This is a genomic window from Streptomyces sp. NPDC093221 (assembly GCF_044753885.1).
Taxonomy (GTDB): Bacteria; Actinomycetota; Actinomycetes; order Streptomycetales; family Streptomycetaceae; genus Actinacidiphila.
The window spans coordinates 1-20,759 of the sequence record NZ_JBIVOA010000017.1 but is presented as its reverse complement, the minus strand read 5'-3'; the positions used below and the strand labels follow the sequence as shown (position 1 = coordinate 20,759).

Sequence of the window (20,759 nt, the reverse complement as noted above, 5' to 3'; positions counted from 1 at the left end):
GGACGCCCCAGGCAACCCGGACGCCCCGGACACCCCGGGTTCCCCGGCCGGGGAACCCCCTACACCCCCAGCTCCGCCGGCAGCCGCCCCGACCGGACCGCCGCCAGCAGCTCCGCGTGGTCCGCCTCCGTACGGTCCGCGTAGCCGACGGCGAAGTCCGCGACGGCCTCGTCCAGCGCCTCGCCCTTGCCGCAGTAGCCCGCGATCAGCCGGGGGTCGGCGCTGTGGGCGTGCGCCCTGGCCAGCAGGGCGCCGGTCATCCGCCCGTAGTCGTCGAGCAGGCCCGGCTCCAGCCCGGCGGGATCGACGCTGCCCTTGCGGTTCCTGAACTGCCGCACCTGGTACGGCACCGCGTCCATGTCCGTCCACCCCAGCAGGAAGTCGCTCACCACCTGCATACGTTTCTGGCCCAGCACCACCCTGCGGCCCTCGTGCCCCACCGGACCGGCCGGAAATCCGGCCTTGGCCACGTACGGCAGCAGCGCCGACGCCCTGGCCTCCTTGATCTGGAGCACCAGCGGCTCTCCCAGGTGGTCGAGGAGCAGCACCACGTACGAGCGGGTGCCGACGCTTCCGGTGCCGACGACGCGGAAGGCCACGTCGTGGACGGAGTAACGGGCGAGCAGCGGCAGCCGGTCCTCGCCGACCGTCCGCAGATAGCCGTCCAGGGCGCCCGCGACCGCCGTCGCCTCGCGGTCCGCGACCCGGCGCAGCACGGGCGGCGCGTCGGTGAAGCGCCGCCCGCCGCCGTCCACGGCCGCCGTGGCCTTCGCTGCGAATCTGGCGCTGGTGTTGGCCATGGCCTTCGCCGAGACCCGCTCGATCGTGCCGAGCAGGTCGCGGGCGTCGGCGTGGGTGACCAGTTCCTCGTCGGCGATGGCGTTCCACGCGTCGAGCACGGGCAGCTTCGCCAGCAGCCGCATCGTCCGCCGGTACGCGCCCACCGCGCCGTACGCCGCCGCCCGGCACACGTCCTCGGCGGCGCCCGCCTCCCGCCCGGCCAGCACCAGCGAGGCCGCGAGCCGTTTGACGTCCCACTCCCAGGGGCCGACGACGGTCTCGTCGAAGTCGTTGATGTCCATGACAAGACGGCCGCGGGCGTCGCCGTAGAGGCCGAAGTTCGCGGCGTGCGCGTCACCGCAGATCTGCGCGCCGACACCGGTCACCGGGCTGTCGGCGAGGTCGGCGGCCATCAGCCCGGCGGACCCGCGCAGGAAGGCGAAGGGGCTCGCGGCCATACGGCCGACGCGCAGCGGTATCAGCTCGGGTATCCGGCCCGCGTTGGAGTCGTGGACGGCCCGGAGCGCGGCCGAGGTCCAGGGCGCGGTCGAAGTCCAGGGGGCAGCCGAGGTCCGGGGCGCGGTCGAGGTCCGGGGCGCGGTCGCCGCGAGCGCGCCGGCCACCGCAGGGACGACGTCCGCCGTGTCGCGCCACATGCCGGAGGGCGGCCGGCCGTGCGCGGCGCGCGGCACCTTCTCCCGCAGCGCCTTCCCCGCCCGCTTCGGCGACGCCCCGTGCGGCCATCGCGCGAATCCCGCCACATGCGGCACTCTCGAATCCACCGGTCACCCTCCCCACCGCCCACGTCAATGGACGGACGCCAAATCCCCACCGCCGGGGGTAATCCGGCCAATAGGTCGACCCCGCACAGGGTTTCGTGCTTGCCTTGACGTCAGGACCCTACTCAGCGCCGAACCGCAGGTGCACGACGTTGGACGAGATCACCCGGCAGCCCGCAGCCAGCGACGCAGAACACCGGACGGACCGCTCCGCCCGCTACGAACAGCGCGAACAGCAGGACCTCCACGACCAACCGGAGCATCCGGAACCCGGGGCCGACGAGTCGGCACAGGCAGACCGGCCGCGCCAGGGCACCGAGCGGCACCCACGGCGCGACCCCCATGCCTCCGACCACCCGCCGACCGGTGGCAGCGACACCAGCAGCCGTACGGAGGACGTCGATACGGACAGGGCCGGTACGGAGCACGCCGGTACGGACAGCGTCCGTACGAGCCTCGACGCGCCCCACAGCGCAGGTCACGACAGCGCAGGTCACGACAGCGCGGGTCCCCACACGCGAGAGTCCGACGGCCAGGGTCCCCATGCCCAAGGCCCCAACGCCCCAGGCCCCACCACCCAAGTCCCCGGCGGCCGGAGCGCCAACGGCCGGAGCGCCAACGGCCGGAGCGCCAACGGCCGGAGCCCGCTCGGCGACGGCCTCACCGGCGTGGCCGCCCTGCTGCGCCTCGCCGTCCTCTGCGTCGACCCCGACGGCCGGATCTCGTACTGGAACCGCGGCGCGGAGGAGCTGTTCGGGCACCGCTGGGATCACGTCTTCGGCCACCGGGCCTCGGGGCTGCTGACACCCGCCCGGTCCGCCGCGGGCGTCGCGCGCACCTCGTCCTCGCCGCACCAGGACACCCTCGACCTGCTGGACGACCTCACGCAGCCCGCGTGGGCGGGCGCGCTCGCGGCCACCGACCGGGACGGCGCGCTGAAGGACGTCCTGTGGTGGACGTACCGCGTCGCCGAGCCAGGCGGACGCAGCCTGCTGGCCATCGCGGCGCACGCCAAACCGCTGCGCACGGGCGGCCTGCGGATCGCGCTCGGCGGTCGCTTACTCCCCTACACCGCGGAAGGCCCGCAGCGTCAGGACATCTCGGTGGCCGCCGTCCTGGGCAGCGTCGCCGACCCGGCGCAGGCGCTGGCCCTCGCGGCCCGGCTGGGCACCGTACTGCCCGGCGTCAGCGCGGGACGGCTCGACCGGCTCGTCCGGCAGATCGCGCCGCTCGGTCCCCCGGCGCTCGAAGTGGACGGCGGCACACGGCTCCCGGTCACCCCGCACGACTACGCCCGCATGGCCGCCGCCGCCCGCGCCGACCAGCAGGACCCGTCCCTGCGCAGGGAGTTGCTGCCCGGCCCGCGCCCCGGAGCGGAACACGGCCCCGGACCCGCACCCGCACCCGGCCCCGGACCCGCACCCGGACCCGGCCCCGGACCCGCACCCGGACCCGGCCACGACCAGCCCTCCGATCAGACCCCCGGACACGCCGCCGCGTACGGCCCCGGCCGCGACCCCGAGTACGTCCACGGGGCGAACGGCGGCGCGGAGGCCGCCCCCGCAGGCGACCGTTCCAGCGCCTCGGCACTGACCGCCGTGCCCTTCGCCTCCCTCACCTCCCTGACCTCCGACCTCGGCCCCAACGGCTCGGCGGACGCCCTGACCGGCCAACAGCCGCTGTCCCCGACCGAGTTCACACCTGGTCTCGCCCCCGGCTTCGCGCCCGGCCTCGCCCCGGTCCTCAGCGGGCCGCCGTCCGTCCAGCCGCTCGGCACGCCACCGGGCCAGGCCCCCTTCGGCCAACCCCCCTACGGACAGGCCCCGTTCGGACCCGAACCCGGCGCCCCCGCGTCCGGCGCCCACCCGCTCGGCGGCCACGTACTCGGCCGCCCCTACGCCTCCCACCTGCCGGGCACCGCGCTGGACGAGCAGTTGGCGCTGCTGCGCGAGACCGGCGCGGTGGTCGGCTCCACGCTCGACCTCCAGACCACCGCCCGCGAGCTGTGCGCGGTGACCGTGCCGCGCTTCGCGGACTTCGCGGCCGTCCTGATCGTGGACCAGCTCTTCTCCGACTCCGAACCGCCCAAGGACGACCGCCCGGCCGCCACCGTGCTCGTCCGGCGCGTCGCCATCGCCCACGACGGACCGCCCGGACCGTGGGAAACGGCCCTGCCGGAGGGCGAGTTGCTCTCCCTCGCCGTCGACGGGATCGTGCCGCGGCTCGGCGATCACGTCCTCGTCCCCGTCGTGGACTCCTCGGTCGCACCCGACATAGCGCTCGACCTCGGCGTGCCCGCGCTCGGCCCGCTGCTGCCCGGACACTCGATGATCGTGGCGCCGCTCACCGCGCGCGGCACCGTACTGGGCCGGGTCTGCTTCCTGCGCGGCCCCGGCCGCCGCCCGTTCGACGCGCGGGACGCCGCCACGGCCACCGAGGTCGTCGCGCGCGGCGCCGTCCACATCGACAACGCCCGCCTGCACCGCCAGGAATCGCGCGCCGCCGCCACGCTGCAACGCTCGATGATGCCCACCCGGCCGCCGCGGATTCCCGGTGTCCGGATCGCACACCACTACATGCCGGGCGACCGGCAGGCGCAGGTCGGCGGCGACTGGTTCGACGCCATCCAACTGCCCGGCGGGCGCGTGGCGTTGATCGTCGGCGACGTGATGGGCCACGGCCTTCAGGCCGCGGCCGTGATGGGTCAGTTCCGTACGGCGGTCATCACCATGGCCGCCCTGGACCTGCCGCCCGCCCAGTTGCTGCGGCACCTGGACAACCTCGCGCACCGGCTCGGCACCGAACACCTCGCCACCTGCGTCTACGCCGTCTACGACCCGATCCACCGCAGCCTCACGCTCGCCAACGCCGGTCACATCCCGCCGGTCCTGGTCGGTTACGACGGGCGGGCCGAGCTGCTGGAGATCCCCGGCGGCGCGCCGATCGGCGTCGGCGGGGTGCCGTTCGAGACGGTGGAGATCCCGGTGCCCGACGGCAGTTGGCTGGTGCTGTGCACGGACGGCCTCGTCGAGGTGCGCGGCCAGGGCATAGACGCGGGGCTCGCCGCGCTGTGCGCCACCGTCATCGAGCCGGAGCAGACCCCCGAGGACGTCTGCGCGCAGATCCTCGCGCGCCTGCACTCGGAGGACCGCAGGGACGATGTGGCGCTGCTCGTCGCCCGGTTCGAGGGCATCGCACCGCGGGACGTGGCCGAGTGGACGCTGCGGCTCGACCACGCCGAGGTCGCCACCGCCCGCGACCTGACCCGCCGCCAGCTCGCCGCGTGGGGCCTCGAACGCCTCAGCGACACCACGGAGTTGCTGGTCAGCGAGCTGGTCACCAACGCGATCCGGGCCGCCTCGTACGAGGTCGAGCTACGGCTGATGCGGGTCGGGAAGCTGCTGGTCGAGGTCAGCGACGACAACCACAATCTGCCCCAGTTGCAGCGCGCGGACGCCGACGACGAGCAGGGGCGCGGGCTGGCGCTGGTGTCGAATCTGTCGCGGCGCTGGGGCACCAGCAGGAAGGCGGTCGGGAAGGTCGTCTGGTTCGAACTTCCGTTGCCCGCTTGATACCGTTGCGTCCCACAACGGCGCAGGTGGAGACGGGATGGAGTGGCCGCGATGTCCGCACGGGAGGCGTCCGTGGAGAGCATCCAGCGGGAGTTGACCGCCTTCGCGCGCCGGGCGCGTGCCACGGCCGCGCGCATGCACCCCGAGCTGTCGCTGGTGTCGTTCACCATCCTCGCGCACCTGGAGGAGCAGCAGGGCTGCCGGGCGACAGACCTCGCCGCGCACTATCTACTCGACAAGTCCACGGTCAGCCGCCAGGTGGCCGCGCTGGAACGGCTCGGGTACATCGAGCGCCGGGTGGACGCCACCGACCACCGCGTGCAGGTGCTGCACCTCGCGCAGCACGGGATCGAGACGCTGGCCGCGGCGCGGGTCAGCCGCAAGGAGATCTTCCAGGAGCGGCTGGCCGCCTGGGACCCGGAGGATCTGGCGCGCTTCGCCGCGTATCTGGTCCGCTACAACGCGGACGCGGCGGCGCACCCGCTGCCGTAACCCGCGGGCGGCCCCGTCCTACAAGGTCCCGTCCGTCAAGGGCCCGTCGCACAGGGGCCCGTCACGCACGGGCCCGTCACGCGCAGCCTCGTCAAGCACGGGCCCTTCAAGCGAAAACGGCCCCGCCCGCGACCTGCACGGTCGCGGGCGGGGCCGCTACGAGCCCGACTCTACGTCAAGCGCCGCGTCGAAAACGACGGCGTCACGTCAGAGGTTGACGCCGAAGTCCTGGGCGATACCGCGCAGGCCGGAGGCGTAGCCCTGGCCGACGGCCCGGAACTTCCACTCGGCGCCGTTGCGGTACAGCTCGCCGAAGACCATCGCGGTCTCCGTGGAGGCGTCCTCGGTGAGGTCGTAGCGGGCGATCTCGGCGCCGCCGGCCTGGTTGACCACGCGGATGAACGCGTTGCGCACCTGGCCGAAGCTCTGCTGACGGCTCTCGCCCTCGTAGATCGAGACCGGGAAGACGATCTTGTCGACCTCGGCGGGCACGGTGGCCAGGTTGACCTTGACCGCCTCGTCGTCGCCCTCGCCCTCACCGGTGAGGTTGTCACCGGTGTGCTCGACGGAGCCGTCCGGGCTCTTGAGATTGTTGAAGAAGATGAAGTGCTTGTCCGACAGGACCTTGCCCGTGGCGTCGAGCAGCAGCGCGCTCGCGTCCAGGTCGAAGTCCGAACCGGTGGTCGTGCGCACGTCCCAGCCCAGGCCGACAGTGACCGCCGTGAGTCCGGGGGCCTCCTTGGTCAGTGAGACATTGCCGCCCTTGGAGAGGCTGACACCCATGGTGTATCTCCCTGCTCAATCCGGCGCGGGCCGCGCCACTTGACGATTCCTTTGCCCAATGACTCCAACGCACACCACCCTGCACCGGTTCCCGCCCCGATGCCACCGTTCGCCGCCGTTCGATCCCCCGGGCCTTCAGTACGTCACCGGGATGCGCCGCGCGGGGCCGTCCACCGTGACCGCTCCGCGGGGATCGGCGGGGGAAGGCGACCTGCCGGCCGGAGGCGGCCCGCCGGGGAATGAGAAACGGACCCCCGGCCGCGACTTTCGTCACTTCCGGAGGCCCGTGTCGTCGGTACCTCTTTGTGGGGCACCGACGAAAAGCCCCGGTCAGGGGCCATGCAGAGCCGCTGAAGATCGTTTCCCACAGCCCAGGTGGGCCCAGCACTCAGCTATTGATCCCGCGCTCGCGCCCGGACCCGGGGGCTCAGTCGTACGACGTTCGTGCGCCAACCAGACCCCAGGAGGGCTTGGGCCGCAGTTGCTCGTGCGGCTCTTTTCGATGGGCCGGTGCCATCGGCCGTGCGGCCAGTTCGAGTGCGTGCGATGGCGCCGACTTCCGTAGGGCCGGCCCAAGTAGGGCCAGACGGCGGCAACGAGCCGACTGACGACCTCGTGCTCATCGCAGAGGCTTAGAAGTCGTCTCATTTGGCAGTTCGGTAGTCTGCGGCCGTGGGGATCGTGGAGCGCCTTGGTGCCGGATGAACGGTGGGAGCTGTTCCAGAAAGTCGTTTTGCCTGCGCCGTCGCGGCCGCAGGGTGGCGGCCGGCGTCGGTACGGAGACCGTGAGGTGCTGGCGGCCATCGTGTTCGTCGCGACCTCCGGCTGTACCCGGCGCCGGCTGCCGCCTTCCTTCGGTCCTTCGGGACCCACGGCCCACCGCCGGTTCGTTGAAGGGAGCAACGGCCGGGTGCGGGCGAAGCTCCACCGCCTGGTCCTGGACGGACTCGGCGCGCGCGGCGGGCTGGACTGGAGCCGCTGCGCGATCGACCCGGTGAATATGAGGGCCATGAAAAGGGGGACCTGACAGGTCCGAATCCTGTGGATCGGGGCAAGTACGGCTCGAAGATCCACTTGATCACCGGGCGGTCCGGCCTGCCCACATCCGTCGGGATCTCGGGAGCGAACCTCCACGACAACCAGGCCATGATCCCGCTCGTGCGCGGCATCCCACCGATCCGCTCCCGCTGCGGTCCGCGTCGCTGGCGTCCCGCCACCCTCCAGGCGGACAAGCGCTACGACGACAACCACCTGCGCCGATGGCGCGCCTTACGCGGGATCACGCATCGCATCGCCCGCAAACGCATCGAGTCCTCCCAACGACCCGGCCAGCACCGCTGGACCGTCGAACGCACCATGGCCTGGCTCGCCGGCTGCCGCCGCCCGCACCGCCGATACGAACGCAAAGCCGAGCACATCCCCGCCTTCACCAGCATCGCCTGCACCCTGACCTGCTACCGTAGACCCTCCAAACGAGATGACGTCTTAGTGCTCCCAAGATCTGCCGTGCGACCGTCTCGAACACGGAGTCCGCGGGTCGTTGAGCCTCCCTGGCACCCATGCGCGCCAAGCTGTGTTGGACGGCCCAGTGGCCCAACGCGCGATCGGCAGCGCTGCGCCGGCGGGCATGCTCGGTGGACTGCACACCCGCCGTCCGGGGAGTGGCCCATCGCGCGTAGGCGTCCAGCAGGATCACGTCGATCGCCGTCCCACCGAGCCGAGCGAGTAGTCTGAGCACATTTGGCGTCAATCGGTCACTCTGGTGGCTCTCGTAGAGGTGGCTGCGATGCTCTGCAGCCAGCCCGCGCCAGGCCGTCACCTCCAGTCCAGTACTCCAATCCGAAACGGTTTCCATTAGGGCTGTAGGAACGGCGTCCCCGGAGGCGCCCACCACATCGGCGGGTAGTTCGCACAGTGGCGCATACGTCACGTCGCGCACATCGCGTGGCCGTACGACGCGGCTGTACGGCCGGATCGACTCAGATGGTGGACGACCACTCCCCAGGCGGTCGGTTCGAGCGGCGACTCTGGCGGATGTTCCCTTGCTGTGGCGCGGGGACGGGAGCCGATGGTCAGCGCGTTGCAACCTTCCTGTTGGGGCCTTGCTACTCCGCCCGGTGTTCCTCGGCGCCTCAATGCCAGTCAGGATTTCATGCAGCTCGGCAGTGAGCCAGGAGGGGAGACCTGCTGACGGCCCCCCTCCGTCGAAGAAGTCTCCGACCAGGTCGATGCAGTACGCGTACCGGTCCCACTCGTCCCGACTGGCGTGGTCCTGGCCGAGCGTCCACAGCGCGGAGCGCATCCGCGAACACGGCACCGTCCGGCCACCGAGCTCGTATGACGTGCGCGTTCGCGCGGCCTCGATCATGCCCACGCCGAGGCACTCGTGACCTGGCTCGGAGGGCAGCCCAATGTCGCCGCCTCGGCGCGGCGGGCCGCGGGTGTCCGTTGAGATCTCGACCATTTCGCAGCGCTCGGGTTCTTGCAGGGCCTGCTCACAGTGCTGCGCGACTGCGGGCACCCGGGGCTGCTTGTCGTCCTCGACGAGACGGAAACCCTTCAGCGTGTCCGCTCCGACGTGCGGGAGAAGGGACTCAACTCGCTGCGCCAGCTCATTGACGACGTGGACTCCGGACGCTTCCCCGGCCTGTACCTGGTCATCACAGGTACGCCCGCCTTCTACGACGGCACTCAGGGCGTGCAGCGCCTGGCCCCGCTGGCACAGCGCCTCAGCACGGACTTCATCACTGACGCGCGGTTCGACAATCCCCGGGCGGTGCAGATCCGGCTAGCCGGTTTCGACCTGGCCGGCCTGGAGGAGCTGGGACGCCCAGTCCGCAACCTGTATGCAGTGGATGCCCGCCACCAGGAGCGGATCGCGGTGCGTGTGGACGACCGCTACCTCGGCGAGCTGGCGCGCCCCGTCACCGGGGACCTCGGCGGGAAGGTCGGCGTCGCGCCCCGCGTCTTTCTGCGCAAGCTCATCGCCGACGTGCTCGACCGCGTGGACGAGTTCGAGGACTTCGACCCCCGCCGCGACTATCGGCTCACTCTTTCGGCCACCGAGTTGACCCATGTAAAGCGCAGCGCCGCCGCGGGCGCCTGGCCCGTGCGTCGACAGCCTCCAGCGCGGACGACGTGGGGTTGGACCTGTGACGGACAGTCCGCTCGACGCACTGCACCCCTCCAACAATTTGGAGCTGCGCCTGACCGCCTACGCGGCGTGGCTGGGCCGCACGGTCAGCGTCTGGCACGGGGACATCGGCGACTCGGGGCGGCGGCGGATGCTCGCCGAGCCTCCCGATGTCCTGCTCACCACACCGGAGTCACTGGAGTCGGTGCTGGTCTCCGCCCTGGTCGACCATCACGAACTCTTCCGATACGTGCGGACCATCGTCGTGGACGAGGTGCACGCCTTCGCCGGGGACGACCGCGGCTGGCACTTGCTTGCCGTGCTGGAACGGCTGACAAAGGTGGCAGGTCGGCTAATCCAGCGGGTAGGGCTCTCGGCGACTGTTGGCAACCCCGACCAGATGCTGACTTGGCTCCAGGGATCTGGCGTGGGGACGCGGCCGGGCGAGGTGGTCGCCCCGCAACCCTCGGCTGTACCGGCTGGAACAGCGGTCGGGCCCACGGATGGCGTCGACGTGGAACTGGATTTTGTTGGCTCGATCGCCAACACGGCGACCGTCATCGCCGCTCTCCACCGGGGCGAGAAGCGCCTGGTGTTCTGCGATTCCAAGCGGCGCGTGGAGGAGCTCGGCGAGGCGCTGCGGGCCCTCGGTGTCAGCACCTACCTGTCGCATGCCTCGCTCTCCAAGGACGAGCGCCGTCGCGCGGAGCAAGCATTCGCCGACGACCGCGACTGCGTGATCGTCGCAACCTCAACGCTTGAACTCGGCATCGACGTCGGAGATCTGGACCGAGTCTTCCAGCTGGACGCACCCGCCACCGTCGCAGCCTTCATGTGACGCCTCGGCCGCACGGGACGGCGCACGGGATCAACCCGCAACTGCCTCTTCCTCGCGCTCTCCGAGCCCGGGCTGCTCGACGCTGCGGGTCTGTTCCTGCTCTGGTCACGCGGGTATGTCGAACCGATCGTGCCGCCGTCCGCCCCCCGGCACATCGTCGCCCATCAGTTGCTGGCTCTATGTCTGCAGGAGCACCAGGTCGGCGAACGCACGTGGCGCGAGTGGTGGGGGATCTGCCGCTCTTCGACGAGTCGACATCCCGCTTCGTCCAGCACCTGCTCGACGAAGGCTTTCTGGAGTGGGACAGCGAAATGCTGTTCATCGGCCCGGAAGCGGAGAAGCAGTTCGGGCGGCATCATTTCATGGGCATAACTGCGGTCTTCTGCGCTCCGCCCCAGTTCCGCGTCATCTCCGGGCGCGCCGACATCGGGCTCGTCGAGGTGGGAATGTTGGTCGAGGAGGTTCCCGGGCCCCGGTTGATCCTGCTGACAGGACGCACCTGTCGGGTCACCCATATTGACTGGCGGCGACAACGCTGCTTCGCGGAAGCGTATGACGGTTCGGGCGGCCGCGCCCGGTGGACAGGACGTGGCGCGGTGCCCAGCTTCGCTATGTGCCGAGCTCGACGTGATGTGATCCTCGGTGCCGACCCACCAGTGCGGCTGACCGCCCGAGGGAAAGAAGTACCTGACTACCATCCGCGAGGATCAGGAACTCGCCGCCCGGGCTGGCAGCACCGTCGCAGTCCGCGGCGCCGACGGCACTGCACGCTGGTGGACCTGGGCCGGCCGCCGGGCTACGTCGTCCTCGCAGCCTCGCTGCCCCAGTACGCAGATCCGGAGCAGCAGGTCGGCGACTACTGGCTCCGGCTGCGCCAAGACCTTCCTTCCACCACCCGCGATCGACTCGTCAGCGAATCGCTGGACCCTGACGGGCCGCGCGTCCTCCTACGGCCGCCCGTGATCGACATCAAGGCCCTCGATGGATTGAAGTTCAACGAGGTGCTACCGCCCGACTTGGTCGCGGCGACGCCGGCGGAGCGCATTGCCGACGCGGACGGGGCGCTTGCGGCGCTGCGCGAGCCGATGACCTGGATCAACTCGTCGCCGAGCTGACTCCTCCGGAGCCAGCAGCGTACCGACCGTCCTGCTTCCAATCGCTCACTGCTGCCCTTCCCGCCCGCCCATCACCAGCCGATGCGTTCACGTACCGTCAGCTGGGCCGTCGCCATGGCCGCAGCCCAACCGCAGATGCCAGCAGCAGCACGGCCGCGCCCCACATCGGTGCACGCAGGCCTTGTTCGCCGGCGACGAGGCCGCCTGTCAGGGCACCCAGCCCTGCGGCTCCGACGCCGAAGAGGCGGAAGGCGGAGACCACACGTCCGAGGAGGTCATCGGGTGTGAGCGCCTGCCGAGCGGAGCCCGCCGCGACGCTGGTGAGGGTGGAAGCGGCACCCAGTATCGCGAGGAAGGCTCCCGCGGCGAAGGCGTTGGGGACTGCGGCGATGCCGCTCCAGGCGAGGGCTTGCAACACGCTGGCGATGGCCATCATCTGTCGGTAACTGAGCGGGCGGGTCAATGGGGCCGCGCGCCAGCCCGCAGCGACTCCGCCAAGGGCAGCGACTGCGAGCAGGACGCCGTAACCAGCCGTCGCGACATGCAACTTGCTGGTCGCGTACAGCACGAAGGTCGCCATGGAGAGGTTGTAGGCGAAGTTGTACGCGGCCATGCTCGCCGCGAGCATGCGCAAGTCAGGGGTCGTGCGCAAGTGTCGGAGTCCGGCGCGTATCGCCGTAGCGAGCGACCCGGTGTGCGGCGTGCTCGGGACCATCTCTGGCAGGCGGCTGATGAAAGCGGCGGAACAAATAAAGGAAGCGGCGTCGGCGGCGAAGGGCAGCGTGGGGCTGAGCGCGAAGGCGCCCGAGCCGAGTGGCGGTCCGGCCAGTGAACGTCCGATGGTGTCGATGGCCCAATACCGCCCGTTCACCTTCGTGAGTGCTTCTTTGCCCCGGCCCACCAGGAGCGGGATAACAGCTTGTGAGGAGGCGTCGAAGAAGCACTGAGCGACACCAACGATCAGGATCGTCGCAGCGAGCAGCGGCAGCGTGGCATGGCCGCTCACTACGACCGCAGCGAGGGCGCCCAGGACCACGGCGCGCAGAAGGTCGGCTGTGATCATGACGGTCCTGCGCGGCCAGCGGTCGGCGAGCGCCCCGGCGGGCAGACCGACAAGCAGCCAGGGGAGGTAGAAGGCCGCGGTGACCGTAGAAATGGCCAGCGGGTTGCGTGTGAGGGACGCCGCCAGCAGAGGGGCTGCGGCCATGAATGCGCCGTCGCCGGTGACGGAGATCCCGGTGGAGGTCAGGAGCGGACCGACCGGGCCGACCGTGCTTACGGGTGGGTCCGCTGTCTGTGCCGCGTGGTTCTCCTGGCTCGCACTCAGGTCGCGCTCTCCTCGTATTCGAAATCGCCCGCTCGCACGCCACCTATGAAGGACGTCCATGCATGGCGACTGAAGGCGAGTACGGGTCCAGTGCCGTGTTGTTTGGTGTCTCGGACCCCGATTGAAGGGGTGTTCAGCGCGACTTCCACGCACCCTGTGTCGCCACTGTTGTTGCTCTTGCGCCAGAGCGCAGTATCGAAGTTCACGTCAGCCACAAGTACCTCCGCCTTGGGATGATGGTGAGCGTTGCCACACAACCCGACCGGCGGTGCCACGCGCAAGGTGATCGATAGGGCGATTGTGAGCCAACATCGCGAGGAGCCCAGCCCAAGGCATCGCGAACTGATGGACTGAGTGCAGCGGAGTCACGTCGCAGTGGAGGGTTGGATGGATCCGGAGATTGCTGCGCTGGCGGGTACGGCGGGAACCACGGTAGTCACACTTATGGCTACCGATGCCTGGCAGCGTACTCGCGAGGGACTCGTCGCCATGTGGCGGCGGGTCCATCCCGACCGCGCGGATGTCGTCGACGCCGAGTTGGAGGCAACGCGTGCGGACCTGCTCGCGGCCCGCGCCGCCCATGACGACCAATCCGAAGATGAGCTGCGCGTTGAATGGCAGGGACGGCTCCGCAGACTGCTAGCCGCCGACCCCGCCGTTGCCGATCAGCTACTGCGCTTGCTGGAAGAAGTCACCCCGCAGGATCCGGTCGCTGCCTCGGAGGTTCGGATGAGGGCAACCGCGACCGGACACGGCCGGGTGTATCAGGCGGGCCGCGACCAGCACATCACCGAGGCGTGAACCCGGCAGGCTCGGGTGACTACCCGGCTTCCAGCGCTTCGATCGAAGGCCAAGCCTCCGGGCAGGGCCGCGTCTACCAAGCCGCCCGCGATCAGCTGATTACCGAGCATCACCACCACTATTCGCAGCCCTCCTCCGACAACCCATGGCCAGGACCAGACTCCGTACGTGTCGCACTGGCCGAACGAGCCCCGAAGATCCTCCGCAATCGATCAAGCCTGCGAGCCGCGCTCACTGCGGCGATCGGCGAGGGCCACGGCATCCACGTCGTCCATGGCATGGGCGGTTGTGGGAAGACCTCGCTCGCGTTCTGGGCCTTTCACGAGGCCTTGGAACAGGGCCGTATAGCACTGTGGGTAAGTGCATCGGATCGGGTGACGCTGCGGGCAGGGATGCTTGCTGTTGCCGCCGACCGCGGCGCTGATCCCGGAGAGGTGGCTGCCGCCCAGCTCGGCCAGCGCGCAGCCGCTGACTTGGTGTGGCACTACCTAGACCGCTCGCTCCAGCCCTGGCTGCTGGTCATCGACAACGCGGACGAGCCAGCGGTCTTGGATGAAGGTGGTTGGCTACGCGCGAGTGCGGCCGGAACCGTCCTGGTCACCTCCCGCCGCTCCAGCGCCACGCTGTGGCGGGGCGCCAGCCTGCACCAACTCGATGTCCTGCCTTTGGATGATGCCGCGCAAGTCCTGTGTGATCTCGCCCCAGATGCGGGAAGCCTCCAGGATGCGAAGACCGTCGCCCGCCGGCTGGGCTGCCTTCCGTTGGCGCTGAACCTCGCCGGAACGTATCTGGCCCACCAACTCCTGGAGTCGTGGACGATGAGCGACTACCACGATCGACTACAAGAAGAAGACGCCGCTGACCTGATCGACCAGGGCGCACAGGTACAGGACTCCCGCCACCTGATTTCCCGAACCTGGCAGATCAGCCTGGAGAACCTGTCGACTCAAGGCCTGCCCGAAGCCGCCACGCTGCTGCGACTTCTGTCCTGCTGGGCCTCGGATCCCCTTCCCTTGACGGTCTTCGCATCCAACGCAATCAACACGGTCGACCTTGAATCACTCGAACCACCACTCCATGCAAGACAGTTAGAGCCAGCGCTCCGGGGCTTGCTGGACCACTCGCTGGCCACCATGCACCAACGCTCGGACGGAACCCGCTGCGTCCAAGTGCACGGTCTCCTTCTGGAGGGCGTACACAGGGGCATCCCGGTGGAACACCGCCCCGGCTACGTAAGCGTCGCCACGAACCTGCTGCGAGCAGCTGCCCCAGCTCAGGACACCACGTCAGTCGATGCCGAGCAGCTCAGGCTCATCACGCCGCACGTCACCGCGCTACTCCACCACGTCGATGAGTCCACTGTCTCTCCGGCCGTTGAACTGGCCGTGCAAGTGGCCCAAGGCATCCACGAAACGGGCGACTACGCCGCTGCAATCGCCCTCACCGCTCTCTCCGGCGACACCTCACAGCGCCTCCAGGGAGCGACGCACCCCGACACTCTCACCGCACGGCACCAGCAAGGCGATTCGCTACGCCGGGTGGGCAGGCTTGCCGAAGCCGAGCAGCTTCTGCGGCGCGTCCACGAAAAGCGCACGGAAGTCCTCGGCGATGAGCACCCTGACACGCTGCGCACCGCGGCATTGTTGAGCCTGCCGCTCTACCTCCTCGGTCGGCATGACGAAAGCTTGACCTGCCTCGGTGGCGCCATTGCCGGCCAGCGCCGAGTCCTGGGCGAGGACCACGTCGACACCCTCAAGAGTCGTGCCCTGAGCCTGGAGTTCCTCGCCGAGATCGGCCACACCGACGCGTTCGTACGCGAGGGCCCGGACACCGTCGCCACCTGCGAGCGCGCCCTTGGCCCCGAACACCCCGTAACCGTCATCGCCTACAGCAATTACGCTCTCGGCCTGCTCCACACCGCCGCTCCCGAAGAGGCCGAAACCGCAGCGCGACGTGCCGTGGAGGCCCGCATCCGCCTCCACGGCGTGGACCACCCCCTGGTTTACTCTGCCAAACTGGTCCTGAGCTGGGCCCTGATGCTGGGCGGGCAGCATGACGAAGCTGTCGCCATGATGCGCGAAGCCGTAGCAGGCCGCGAACGCCTCCTGGGTCCCGAGCACCCCCTCACGACGAAAGCCCGCATTCTCCTCGCTGAACGCCTCGCGGCAGCTGACCAGCACGAAGAGGCCCGCCAACTCCTGCACGAGAACCTCGCTGCCGCCGAAGGCATCTACGGTCTGAACGATCCGGACCTGGTCCGTGTCCGGAGACTCTGATCGGGCTGAGGGGAAAAAAGAGATCGAGGCGAGGGAACCTTCGCGTTCGGGACGTACTGCAAAGGTGCGCTCCGGGGATCTCAGCTTTGCACTTATCCCAATCAGGGCTACCAACGGGCGCGGTACCGGATCCGGCTGGATCACCTTCAGCGTCTGCTCAGGGAACGCGCCCCGCCGGGGCCTCAGGTCTTGGTTCATGACTGGTGGGCACGCAGCCAGAACGGTGCTCATGAACATGGACTAGGGTCTGTCGTTTGGATCTCCGTGGGGAAGGAGCGGTGTCCGGTGCGTGCAGCTGCAAGGCGGAGGAGGGAGACGACGCGGAGCGTCTTCGACCGACGAGAACGCGGCAGATGTGCGTGCCGGACACCGCTCCTTCCCCACGGAGATCCAAACGACAGACCCTAGTTGGCACCGCCCGCTCCGACGGCAACCACGTGGAAGGCGCGCCCCACGCGGCCGACCCGGCCTGTCTACGGTGGTTGGAGAAGCATCCCTCCTTCGCGAAGTGGGTCTCGGCCACAGCCAGATCAGTGAGTGTTGAGCGAGCCGCCGGTCACGGCGTGGAAACTGGAGCGGATGTCGCAAACCCGGGCCCTTGACCGGTCAGCCGGTGGCCCGATAGTGCCGGGCAGGGCCGAGCGTTGTGCCCACGACTACGTCCGATGGATTCGGGTGAAAACGTCAGTGTTCGCAAGTACCGTTGAGACATGACTTTGGAAGAACCACTCGCGTCCTCTCCGGAGAAGACCCGAGTCAAGATGTGGGTCGAGTATCCAACCCGAACTCGCCTCTCGAAGTCGCGAACCGCCGGTGGATACAGCTCGCTTGCGCGCGATGTCGAAACGAATGACCTCGAAACGCATGCCACGCTGTTTCCCATCGACGACGAGGATGAAGCTGGCTCGATCCAAGATCCGCCGCCGGTCTTCGTCTACGTCACCGATGAGCGCGCGTCGGATTCTCGAGACGATGAGCGGCTGGAGCTTGAGGAGATCATCGAGCTCCTGGAGCTCGTCTACACCATCGCCAAGTGGGTGGAGCGGGTCGCGCCCCATGCCAGGGTGTGGTGGAACCAGCAGGCGCTCCCGGTCATGAAGTCGACATGGGGCAGGGTCGCCAGGGTCCGCAGGGACGGCAGCCTCTCCACAGTCGTTGCGGCAGACGCCGCGGTCGAGTCCTCGGCCGAAGAACCTCGAGTCGATATGAGTAGCGCCGAGGCACGAGAGCGTCTGGTCGCGGCCCTGAAGGCCCGGCAGTTCAGCGACGAGCAATTGCGGGTGCTGCGCAATGCCCGGATCGAAGGTGACGCCGAACCCCTCGAGCTGAGAAGTGCGATGGGAGACCGTGCGCTTGTGCAGCTTCGGAATGAGATCAGGTTGATGATCGAGACTCATCCGGAAGCTCTCAGCGAAGAGATGCCACTGAAGGAATTAATGAGTCGATATTCTCTTCAGCGCTTGAGCATTGGGGCTCTGAAAAAGCGTTAACCCCGCTTTTGGTAGCCCTCATCCACGCCGCGATCGGCACCGCTGGACCGCTGCCTGGCGAGAGGGTTCGGCCGTCAGCCGGCGGCCATGGGGTTCTGGATGAATCCGGGGCTGATCAGTTAACTCCCGCCTCCAGATCACTCACATCGGTGGTCTCCCCTCGAGCGGCGCGTGGACAACGCCGCACCGGCGCAGGATTCACTCATGGCCGCCACGAACTCCCGGACGCTGAGAACCGATGCACCCCAACCGCGTGCACCCGAGGCCGTACCCCAGCCGCTCGAGGGCGAGTCGCTCGCCAGTTGGCTTGCAGCGGTGGCCCGCTCCCGAGGAACAGATACCGCGGCGCTCCTGCGTGGCCTCCGCGTTGGCCCGGACGGCGCGGTCGGCATTGCCCAAACCCGGATATCGGACTCTGTGGCCCGCATCCTGCAGAGGAAGACAGGGGGTCGACACAGCCGTCCTCCATCGGATGACGCTCGCTCGGTACGCGGGCAATGCCCTGCCACCACCTTCCACTCGCACCATGGACCGACGGACAAGCTGTGGATGAGTGGCTAGCGTCGGCCTGGTTGTCACGTCACCAGGCCAGATGGTGCGCGCAGGGCCTGCGAGGCAGTCAGCGGCGCTGGCCGTTGCGCTGGATGCTGCCGTGGACGTTCGCGTGCCTGCTACATGGTGTTTTCCTGTCCACGAAATGCATCCGCTGCCTCTCACCCGTGTACTTCGACCACGACTACAACATGCCCCGTGCATGCGGAGCGCAGACCGCAGCAGAGCGAGCCGCCCCCTACGGACACCGCGATTCCTGCGACTACCCCACCGTCATGGACCAGCCGATCCCAGTCAGCGATGAATCGCTGCTCGCCCTACAGGAGCGGATCAACACCTGGCTCGACGGATACCCTACGCCAGCGGATAGGCAACTCGTAGCGGTCACAGCCCCTTTGGTGATGCTCGTAACGCCGACGATACTGCGTGGCAAGGGAGGGGACCCAGCCCTTACGTGCGGCTTGCGTACAGGTCGCGGTTCAGGGCTGCGCCAAGAGCGCGGGTTGTGGGCCGATCCTCTGCGGGTGGCGGCCGCAGCCCACGTCGCGGACCGGATTCTCCGCCGAAGGTACGCACCAGCGGAAGTGGCCGGGTACATCGTGGACGCCTGGCCATGGCACGCCTGCGCTCCACCTGGCTGGTCGACCTGTTCGACTCAGGCGTCCCGATCACGGTGATCGTTGCCGCCGCCGGAGTGACCACCCTGCACGGCCTGTCCCGTGTCCTGCCCTTCCTCAAGGGGGTGTCGGCCGACCAGGCTGCCGCATATCTGCGAGGTGAGGGATGAACAGCGCCCTCTCGCTGCCCAACGAGCGGCATCAGCGCCTGCTGGCCATGCGCGCCGAGCGCCGAACTCTAGGAGACGCCGACGTCGAAGCCGCGATCGAGGAGGTGGACAGCAGCGGACTCGTCGCTCTCCTTGAGGAGTTCGTGCACCTCAACCGCGGCCGCCGCCGCACACTGCACCTGCGCGCCTTCCTCGTCGGCGCCCACCTGTGCAGCCAGATGCACAACGGCCGGATTGTGCTGGAGCAGCTCACCGACATCCTGTACTTCCGCATCGGCGAGACCCTGCGGCAGCGTCTCAGCATCCCGGACTATCCCGACCACGACCAGGGCTTCGAGGCCGGCTACGCGGTCGTACGCCGCCTGTTCAAAGCCATGGTGGAAGCTATGAATCCCTCACCGCTCCCGCCGAACAAACACCTGACTCGCGCCGAAGCCGAACAACTGGTCGCCGCGGCAGACCCCAGCGAGCTCGCCGTGCGCGAAGAACGGCTTGCCTTCTTCACCGAGTTCGTCCTGGACGCCTCCGTGCGCCAGGTCAAGGACCTCCTCCCCGAACTGTCCGACTGCTCCATCGCTGTGGACGCCACCCCCATCCGCACCTACTCCCGCGGCCGCCGCACCGGAGGACCCGAACTCGCCACCGACCCCGACGCCGGCTGGTACGTCCGCGAGGGAGACCACCGCGACCCCGCCGCCGCCCCCGTGGCCGACGCTATGCGTCCTGCCGAAGAAGCCCGGCCGTCCAGGAGAGCTACATCCTCTGCGAAGCAAAAGAAGGGCGGGAAGCAAGCAAAGGGGAAGAAGACCTCACTCAAGAAGAAGGCCGCGAAGTACCTGTTCGGCTATGACGCGGCCCTCGCCGTCACCCGCGACTCCCGCCACGACGACACCCTCCTGGGCGACAACACCCCCGATCCGAACGTCCTGCCTGCCCTCGTTCTCGGCCTGAGTCTGGACAAGCCCGGCTGCCGCCCCGGCTACAACGGGCTCAAAGCCATCAAACGCCTACGCGACCGCGGCTACCCGCCCGGCTACCTCGCCGGCGACACCGCCTACAACAACTCCACCCCCGCTGAGTGGCAACTGCCCGTCCTCGCCCTGGCTACAAACCCGTCTACGACTACCGCAGCGACCAGCTCGGCATCCAAGCCCACACCCAAGGCGCGATCCTCGTCGAAGGCACCTGGTACTGCCCGTCGATGCCGGAGCCCCTCATCGACGCCACCGCAGACCTCTACGCCGGACGCATCGACCGCGACACGTGGAGGCAGCGCATCGCCGCCCGTCGCCCCTTCCGTCTCATGGCCAAAGAGAACGAAGCCCCCGACGGCACCCGGCGCATGATGTGCCCCGCCGAGGCACGCAAGGTCCAGTGCCGCATCAAGCCGCACACCCTCGGCCGCGGCATCCACCTACCCCTCCTCGACCCCAAACCCAACCCCACGGGCCCGGTCCTGGTCTGCCGCCAGGGCAGCATCACCGTCAGCCCGGAAGCAGGCGCCAAGCAATGGCAGGCAGAGGACTACGGCACAGAGAAATGGCAGAAGATCTACTTCCGACTCCGTAACAGCGTCGAGGGCTACAACGGCTTCGCCAAGAGCCCCCTCGCCGAAGCCATCGAGGCCTCCGGCACCCGCCGCATCCGCGGCATCGCCGCCCAGACAGTCCTTCTGGTCTTCCAGATCGCCCACGCCAATCGCCGGAAGATCACGAACTGGGTCGAGACACTCGCCCTCAACGGAGAACGGCCCCGCAGGCGCACCCACCTCCGTCGGCGGGCAGAACACAAACGACCCTGGGCACCAGCAGCTGCCTGACCGCGCGGCACCGTCCACAATCGAAGATCCACAAAAACAGGACCCGTCCGGTGAGCCACGCCACCGGACGGGTCCTGCTGCGTCGGCCCCCGCCACGACGCGCCATGACAGCGACCTAGATGTATTGATCACGAGCGTTGTTGACATGTGCCGGTGCTTGATCATGGCGAAGACCTCCGGTGTGGTGGAGCTGTCTAGGACTGCACCGCACGGAG

The 20,759-nt window shown here is 69.0% G+C and carries 14 protein-coding genes and 2 pseudogenes; 12 read left to right on the top strand and 4 right to left on the bottom strand.

Annotated elements, in window-relative coordinates; genetic code table 11:
- Nucleotides 1–59: 59 nt before the first annotated feature.
- Nucleotides 60–1,562, bottom strand: a complete 1,503-nt coding sequence (locus ACIQCJ_RS35545; RefSeq protein ID WP_402713978.1) for a DUF2252 domain-containing protein — start codon at nt 1,560–1,562, stop codon at nt 60–62.
- 149 nt (nt 1,563–1,711) lie between these two features.
- Between ACIQCJ_RS35545 and ACIQCJ_RS35540 the strand changes: the two genes are divergently transcribed.
- On the top strand, nt 1,712–5,131 hold the full coding sequence (locus tag ACIQCJ_RS35540; RefSeq protein WP_402713976.1) for a SpoIIE family protein phosphatase: 3,420 nt from the start codon (nt 1,712–1,714) through the stop codon (nt 5,129–5,131).
- Between the two features lie 51 nt (nt 5,132–5,182).
- Nucleotides 5,183–5,623 (top strand): MarR family winged helix-turn-helix transcriptional regulator, encoded by a 441-nt coding sequence (locus ACIQCJ_RS35535; protein ID WP_355336706.1) that lies wholly within the window; start codon nt 5,183–5,185, stop codon nt 5,621–5,623.
- 207 nt (nt 5,624–5,830) lie between these two features.
- On the opposite strand, the gene ACIQCJ_RS35530 is transcribed toward ACIQCJ_RS35535, so the two are convergent.
- Nucleotides 5,831–6,406, bottom strand: a complete 576-nt coding sequence (locus tag ACIQCJ_RS35530) for a TerD family protein (RefSeq protein ID WP_355336705.1) — start codon at nt 6,404–6,406, stop codon at nt 5,831–5,833.
- A 691-nt stretch (nt 6,407–7,097) separates the two neighbouring features.
- Here ACIQCJ_RS35530 and ACIQCJ_RS35525 point away from each other — a divergent pair.
- The 4 genes and pseudogenes from ACIQCJ_RS35525 to ACIQCJ_RS35510 form a co-directional block, all read left to right on the top strand.
- Nucleotides 7,098–7,870, top strand: a pseudogene (locus ACIQCJ_RS35525) (IS5 family transposase); the annotation flags it as partial.
- An 898-nt stretch (nt 7,871–8,768) separates the two neighbouring features.
- Nucleotides 8,769–9,562: pseudogene (brxD, locus tag ACIQCJ_RS35520) on the top strand (BREX system ATP-binding protein BrxD); the annotation flags it as partial.
- Nucleotides 9,559–10,377: a helicase-related protein gene (locus ACIQCJ_RS35515; protein ID WP_402713973.1), complete on the top strand. Its 819-nt coding sequence runs from the start codon at nt 9,559–9,561 to the stop codon at nt 10,375–10,377. The pseudogene brxD and the gene ACIQCJ_RS35515, both read left to right, overlap by 4 nt.
- 212 nt (nt 10,378–10,589) lie before the next feature.
- The gene (locus ACIQCJ_RS35510) at nt 10,590–11,492 is read left to right on the top strand and encodes a hypothetical protein (RefSeq protein WP_402713971.1); all 903 of its coding nucleotides are present in this window, start codon (nt 10,590–10,592) and stop codon (nt 11,490–11,492) included.
- A gap of 97 nt (nt 11,493–11,589) precedes the next feature.
- Here ACIQCJ_RS35510 and ACIQCJ_RS35505 read toward each other — a convergent pair whose 3' ends face one another.
- Both ACIQCJ_RS35505 and ACIQCJ_RS35500 read right to left on the bottom strand, forming a co-directional pair.
- The gene (locus tag ACIQCJ_RS35505; RefSeq protein ID WP_391041958.1) at nt 11,590–12,879 is read right to left on the bottom strand and encodes an MFS transporter; all 1,290 of its coding nucleotides are present in this window, start codon (nt 12,877–12,879) and stop codon (nt 11,590–11,592) included.
- Nucleotides 12,816–13,025 (bottom strand): DUF397 domain-containing protein, encoded by a 210-nt coding sequence (locus ACIQCJ_RS35500; protein WP_402714009.1) that lies wholly within the window; start codon nt 13,023–13,025, stop codon nt 12,816–12,818. The genes ACIQCJ_RS35505 and ACIQCJ_RS35500 overlap by 64 nt, the downstream gene beginning before the upstream one ends.
- A 181-nt stretch (nt 13,026–13,206) precedes the next feature.
- Between ACIQCJ_RS35500 and ACIQCJ_RS35495 the strand changes: the two genes are divergently transcribed.
- The 6 genes from ACIQCJ_RS35495 to ACIQCJ_RS35470 all read left to right on the top strand — a co-directional run bounded on the left by ACIQCJ_RS35495 (nt 13,207) and on the right by ACIQCJ_RS35470 (nt 20,544).
- Nucleotides 13,207–13,620, top strand: a complete 414-nt coding sequence (locus ACIQCJ_RS35495) for a hypothetical protein (protein WP_391041961.1) — start codon at nt 13,207–13,209, stop codon at nt 13,618–13,620.
- The gene (locus ACIQCJ_RS35490; RefSeq protein ID WP_402713968.1) at nt 13,617–15,896 is read left to right on the top strand and encodes a tetratricopeptide repeat protein; all 2,280 of its coding nucleotides are present in this window, start codon (nt 13,617–13,619) and stop codon (nt 15,894–15,896) included. Before ACIQCJ_RS35495 ends, ACIQCJ_RS35490 begins: the two co-directional genes overlap by 4 nt.
- 710 nt (nt 15,897–16,606) lie before the next feature.
- A complete protein-coding gene (locus tag ACIQCJ_RS35485; protein ID WP_402713966.1) occupies nt 16,607–17,386 on the top strand; it encodes a hypothetical protein in 780 nt (259 codons plus the stop codon).
- 1,165 nt (nt 17,387–18,551) lie between these two features.
- Complete coding sequence (locus ACIQCJ_RS35480; protein ID WP_402713964.1) at nt 18,552–18,725, top strand: hypothetical protein; 174 nt, start codon at nt 18,552–18,554, stop codon at nt 18,723–18,725.
- Entirely contained in the window at nt 18,722–20,071 is a 1,350-nt protein-coding gene (locus ACIQCJ_RS35475) for a hypothetical protein (RefSeq protein WP_402713962.1), read from the top strand. Before ACIQCJ_RS35480 ends, ACIQCJ_RS35475 begins: the two co-directional genes overlap by 4 nt.
- Complete coding sequence (locus ACIQCJ_RS35470; RefSeq protein WP_402713961.1) at nt 20,029–20,544, top strand: hypothetical protein; 516 nt, start codon at nt 20,029–20,031, stop codon at nt 20,542–20,544. The genes ACIQCJ_RS35475 and ACIQCJ_RS35470 overlap by 43 nt, the downstream gene beginning before the upstream one ends.
- The last annotated feature ends 215 nt before the right edge of the window (nt 20,545–20,759 follow it).

Bases quoted from the DNA above. Each gene is read 5' to 3' on its own strand.
- ACIQCJ_RS35505 (WP_391041958.1), bottom strand. From the start codon at position 12,879: ATGGACGTCCTTCATAGGTGGCGTGCGAGCGGGCGATTTCGAATACGA.
- ACIQCJ_RS35535 (WP_355336706.1), top strand. From the start codon at position 5,183: ATGTCCGCACGGGAGGCGTCCGTGGAGAGCATCCAGCGGGAGTTGACC.
- ACIQCJ_RS35480 (WP_402713964.1), top strand. From the start codon at position 18,552: ATGGCACGCCTGCGCTCCACCTGGCTGGTCGACCTGTTCGACTCAGGC.
- ACIQCJ_RS35475 (WP_402713962.1), top strand. From the start codon at position 18,722: ATGAACAGCGCCCTCTCGCTGCCCAACGAGCGGCATCAGCGCCTGCTG.
- ACIQCJ_RS35530 (WP_355336705.1), bottom strand. From the start codon at position 6,406: ATGGGTGTCAGCCTCTCCAAGGGCGGCAATGTCTCACTGACCAAGGAG.
- ACIQCJ_RS35470 (WP_402713961.1), top strand. From the start codon at position 20,029: ATGGCCAAAGAGAACGAAGCCCCCGACGGCACCCGGCGCATGATGTGC.
- ACIQCJ_RS35485 (WP_402713966.1), top strand. From the start codon at position 16,607: ATGACTTTGGAAGAACCACTCGCGTCCTCTCCGGAGAAGACCCGAGTC.
- ACIQCJ_RS35495 (WP_391041961.1), top strand. From the start codon at position 13,207: ATGGATCCGGAGATTGCTGCGCTGGCGGGTACGGCGGGAACCACGGTA.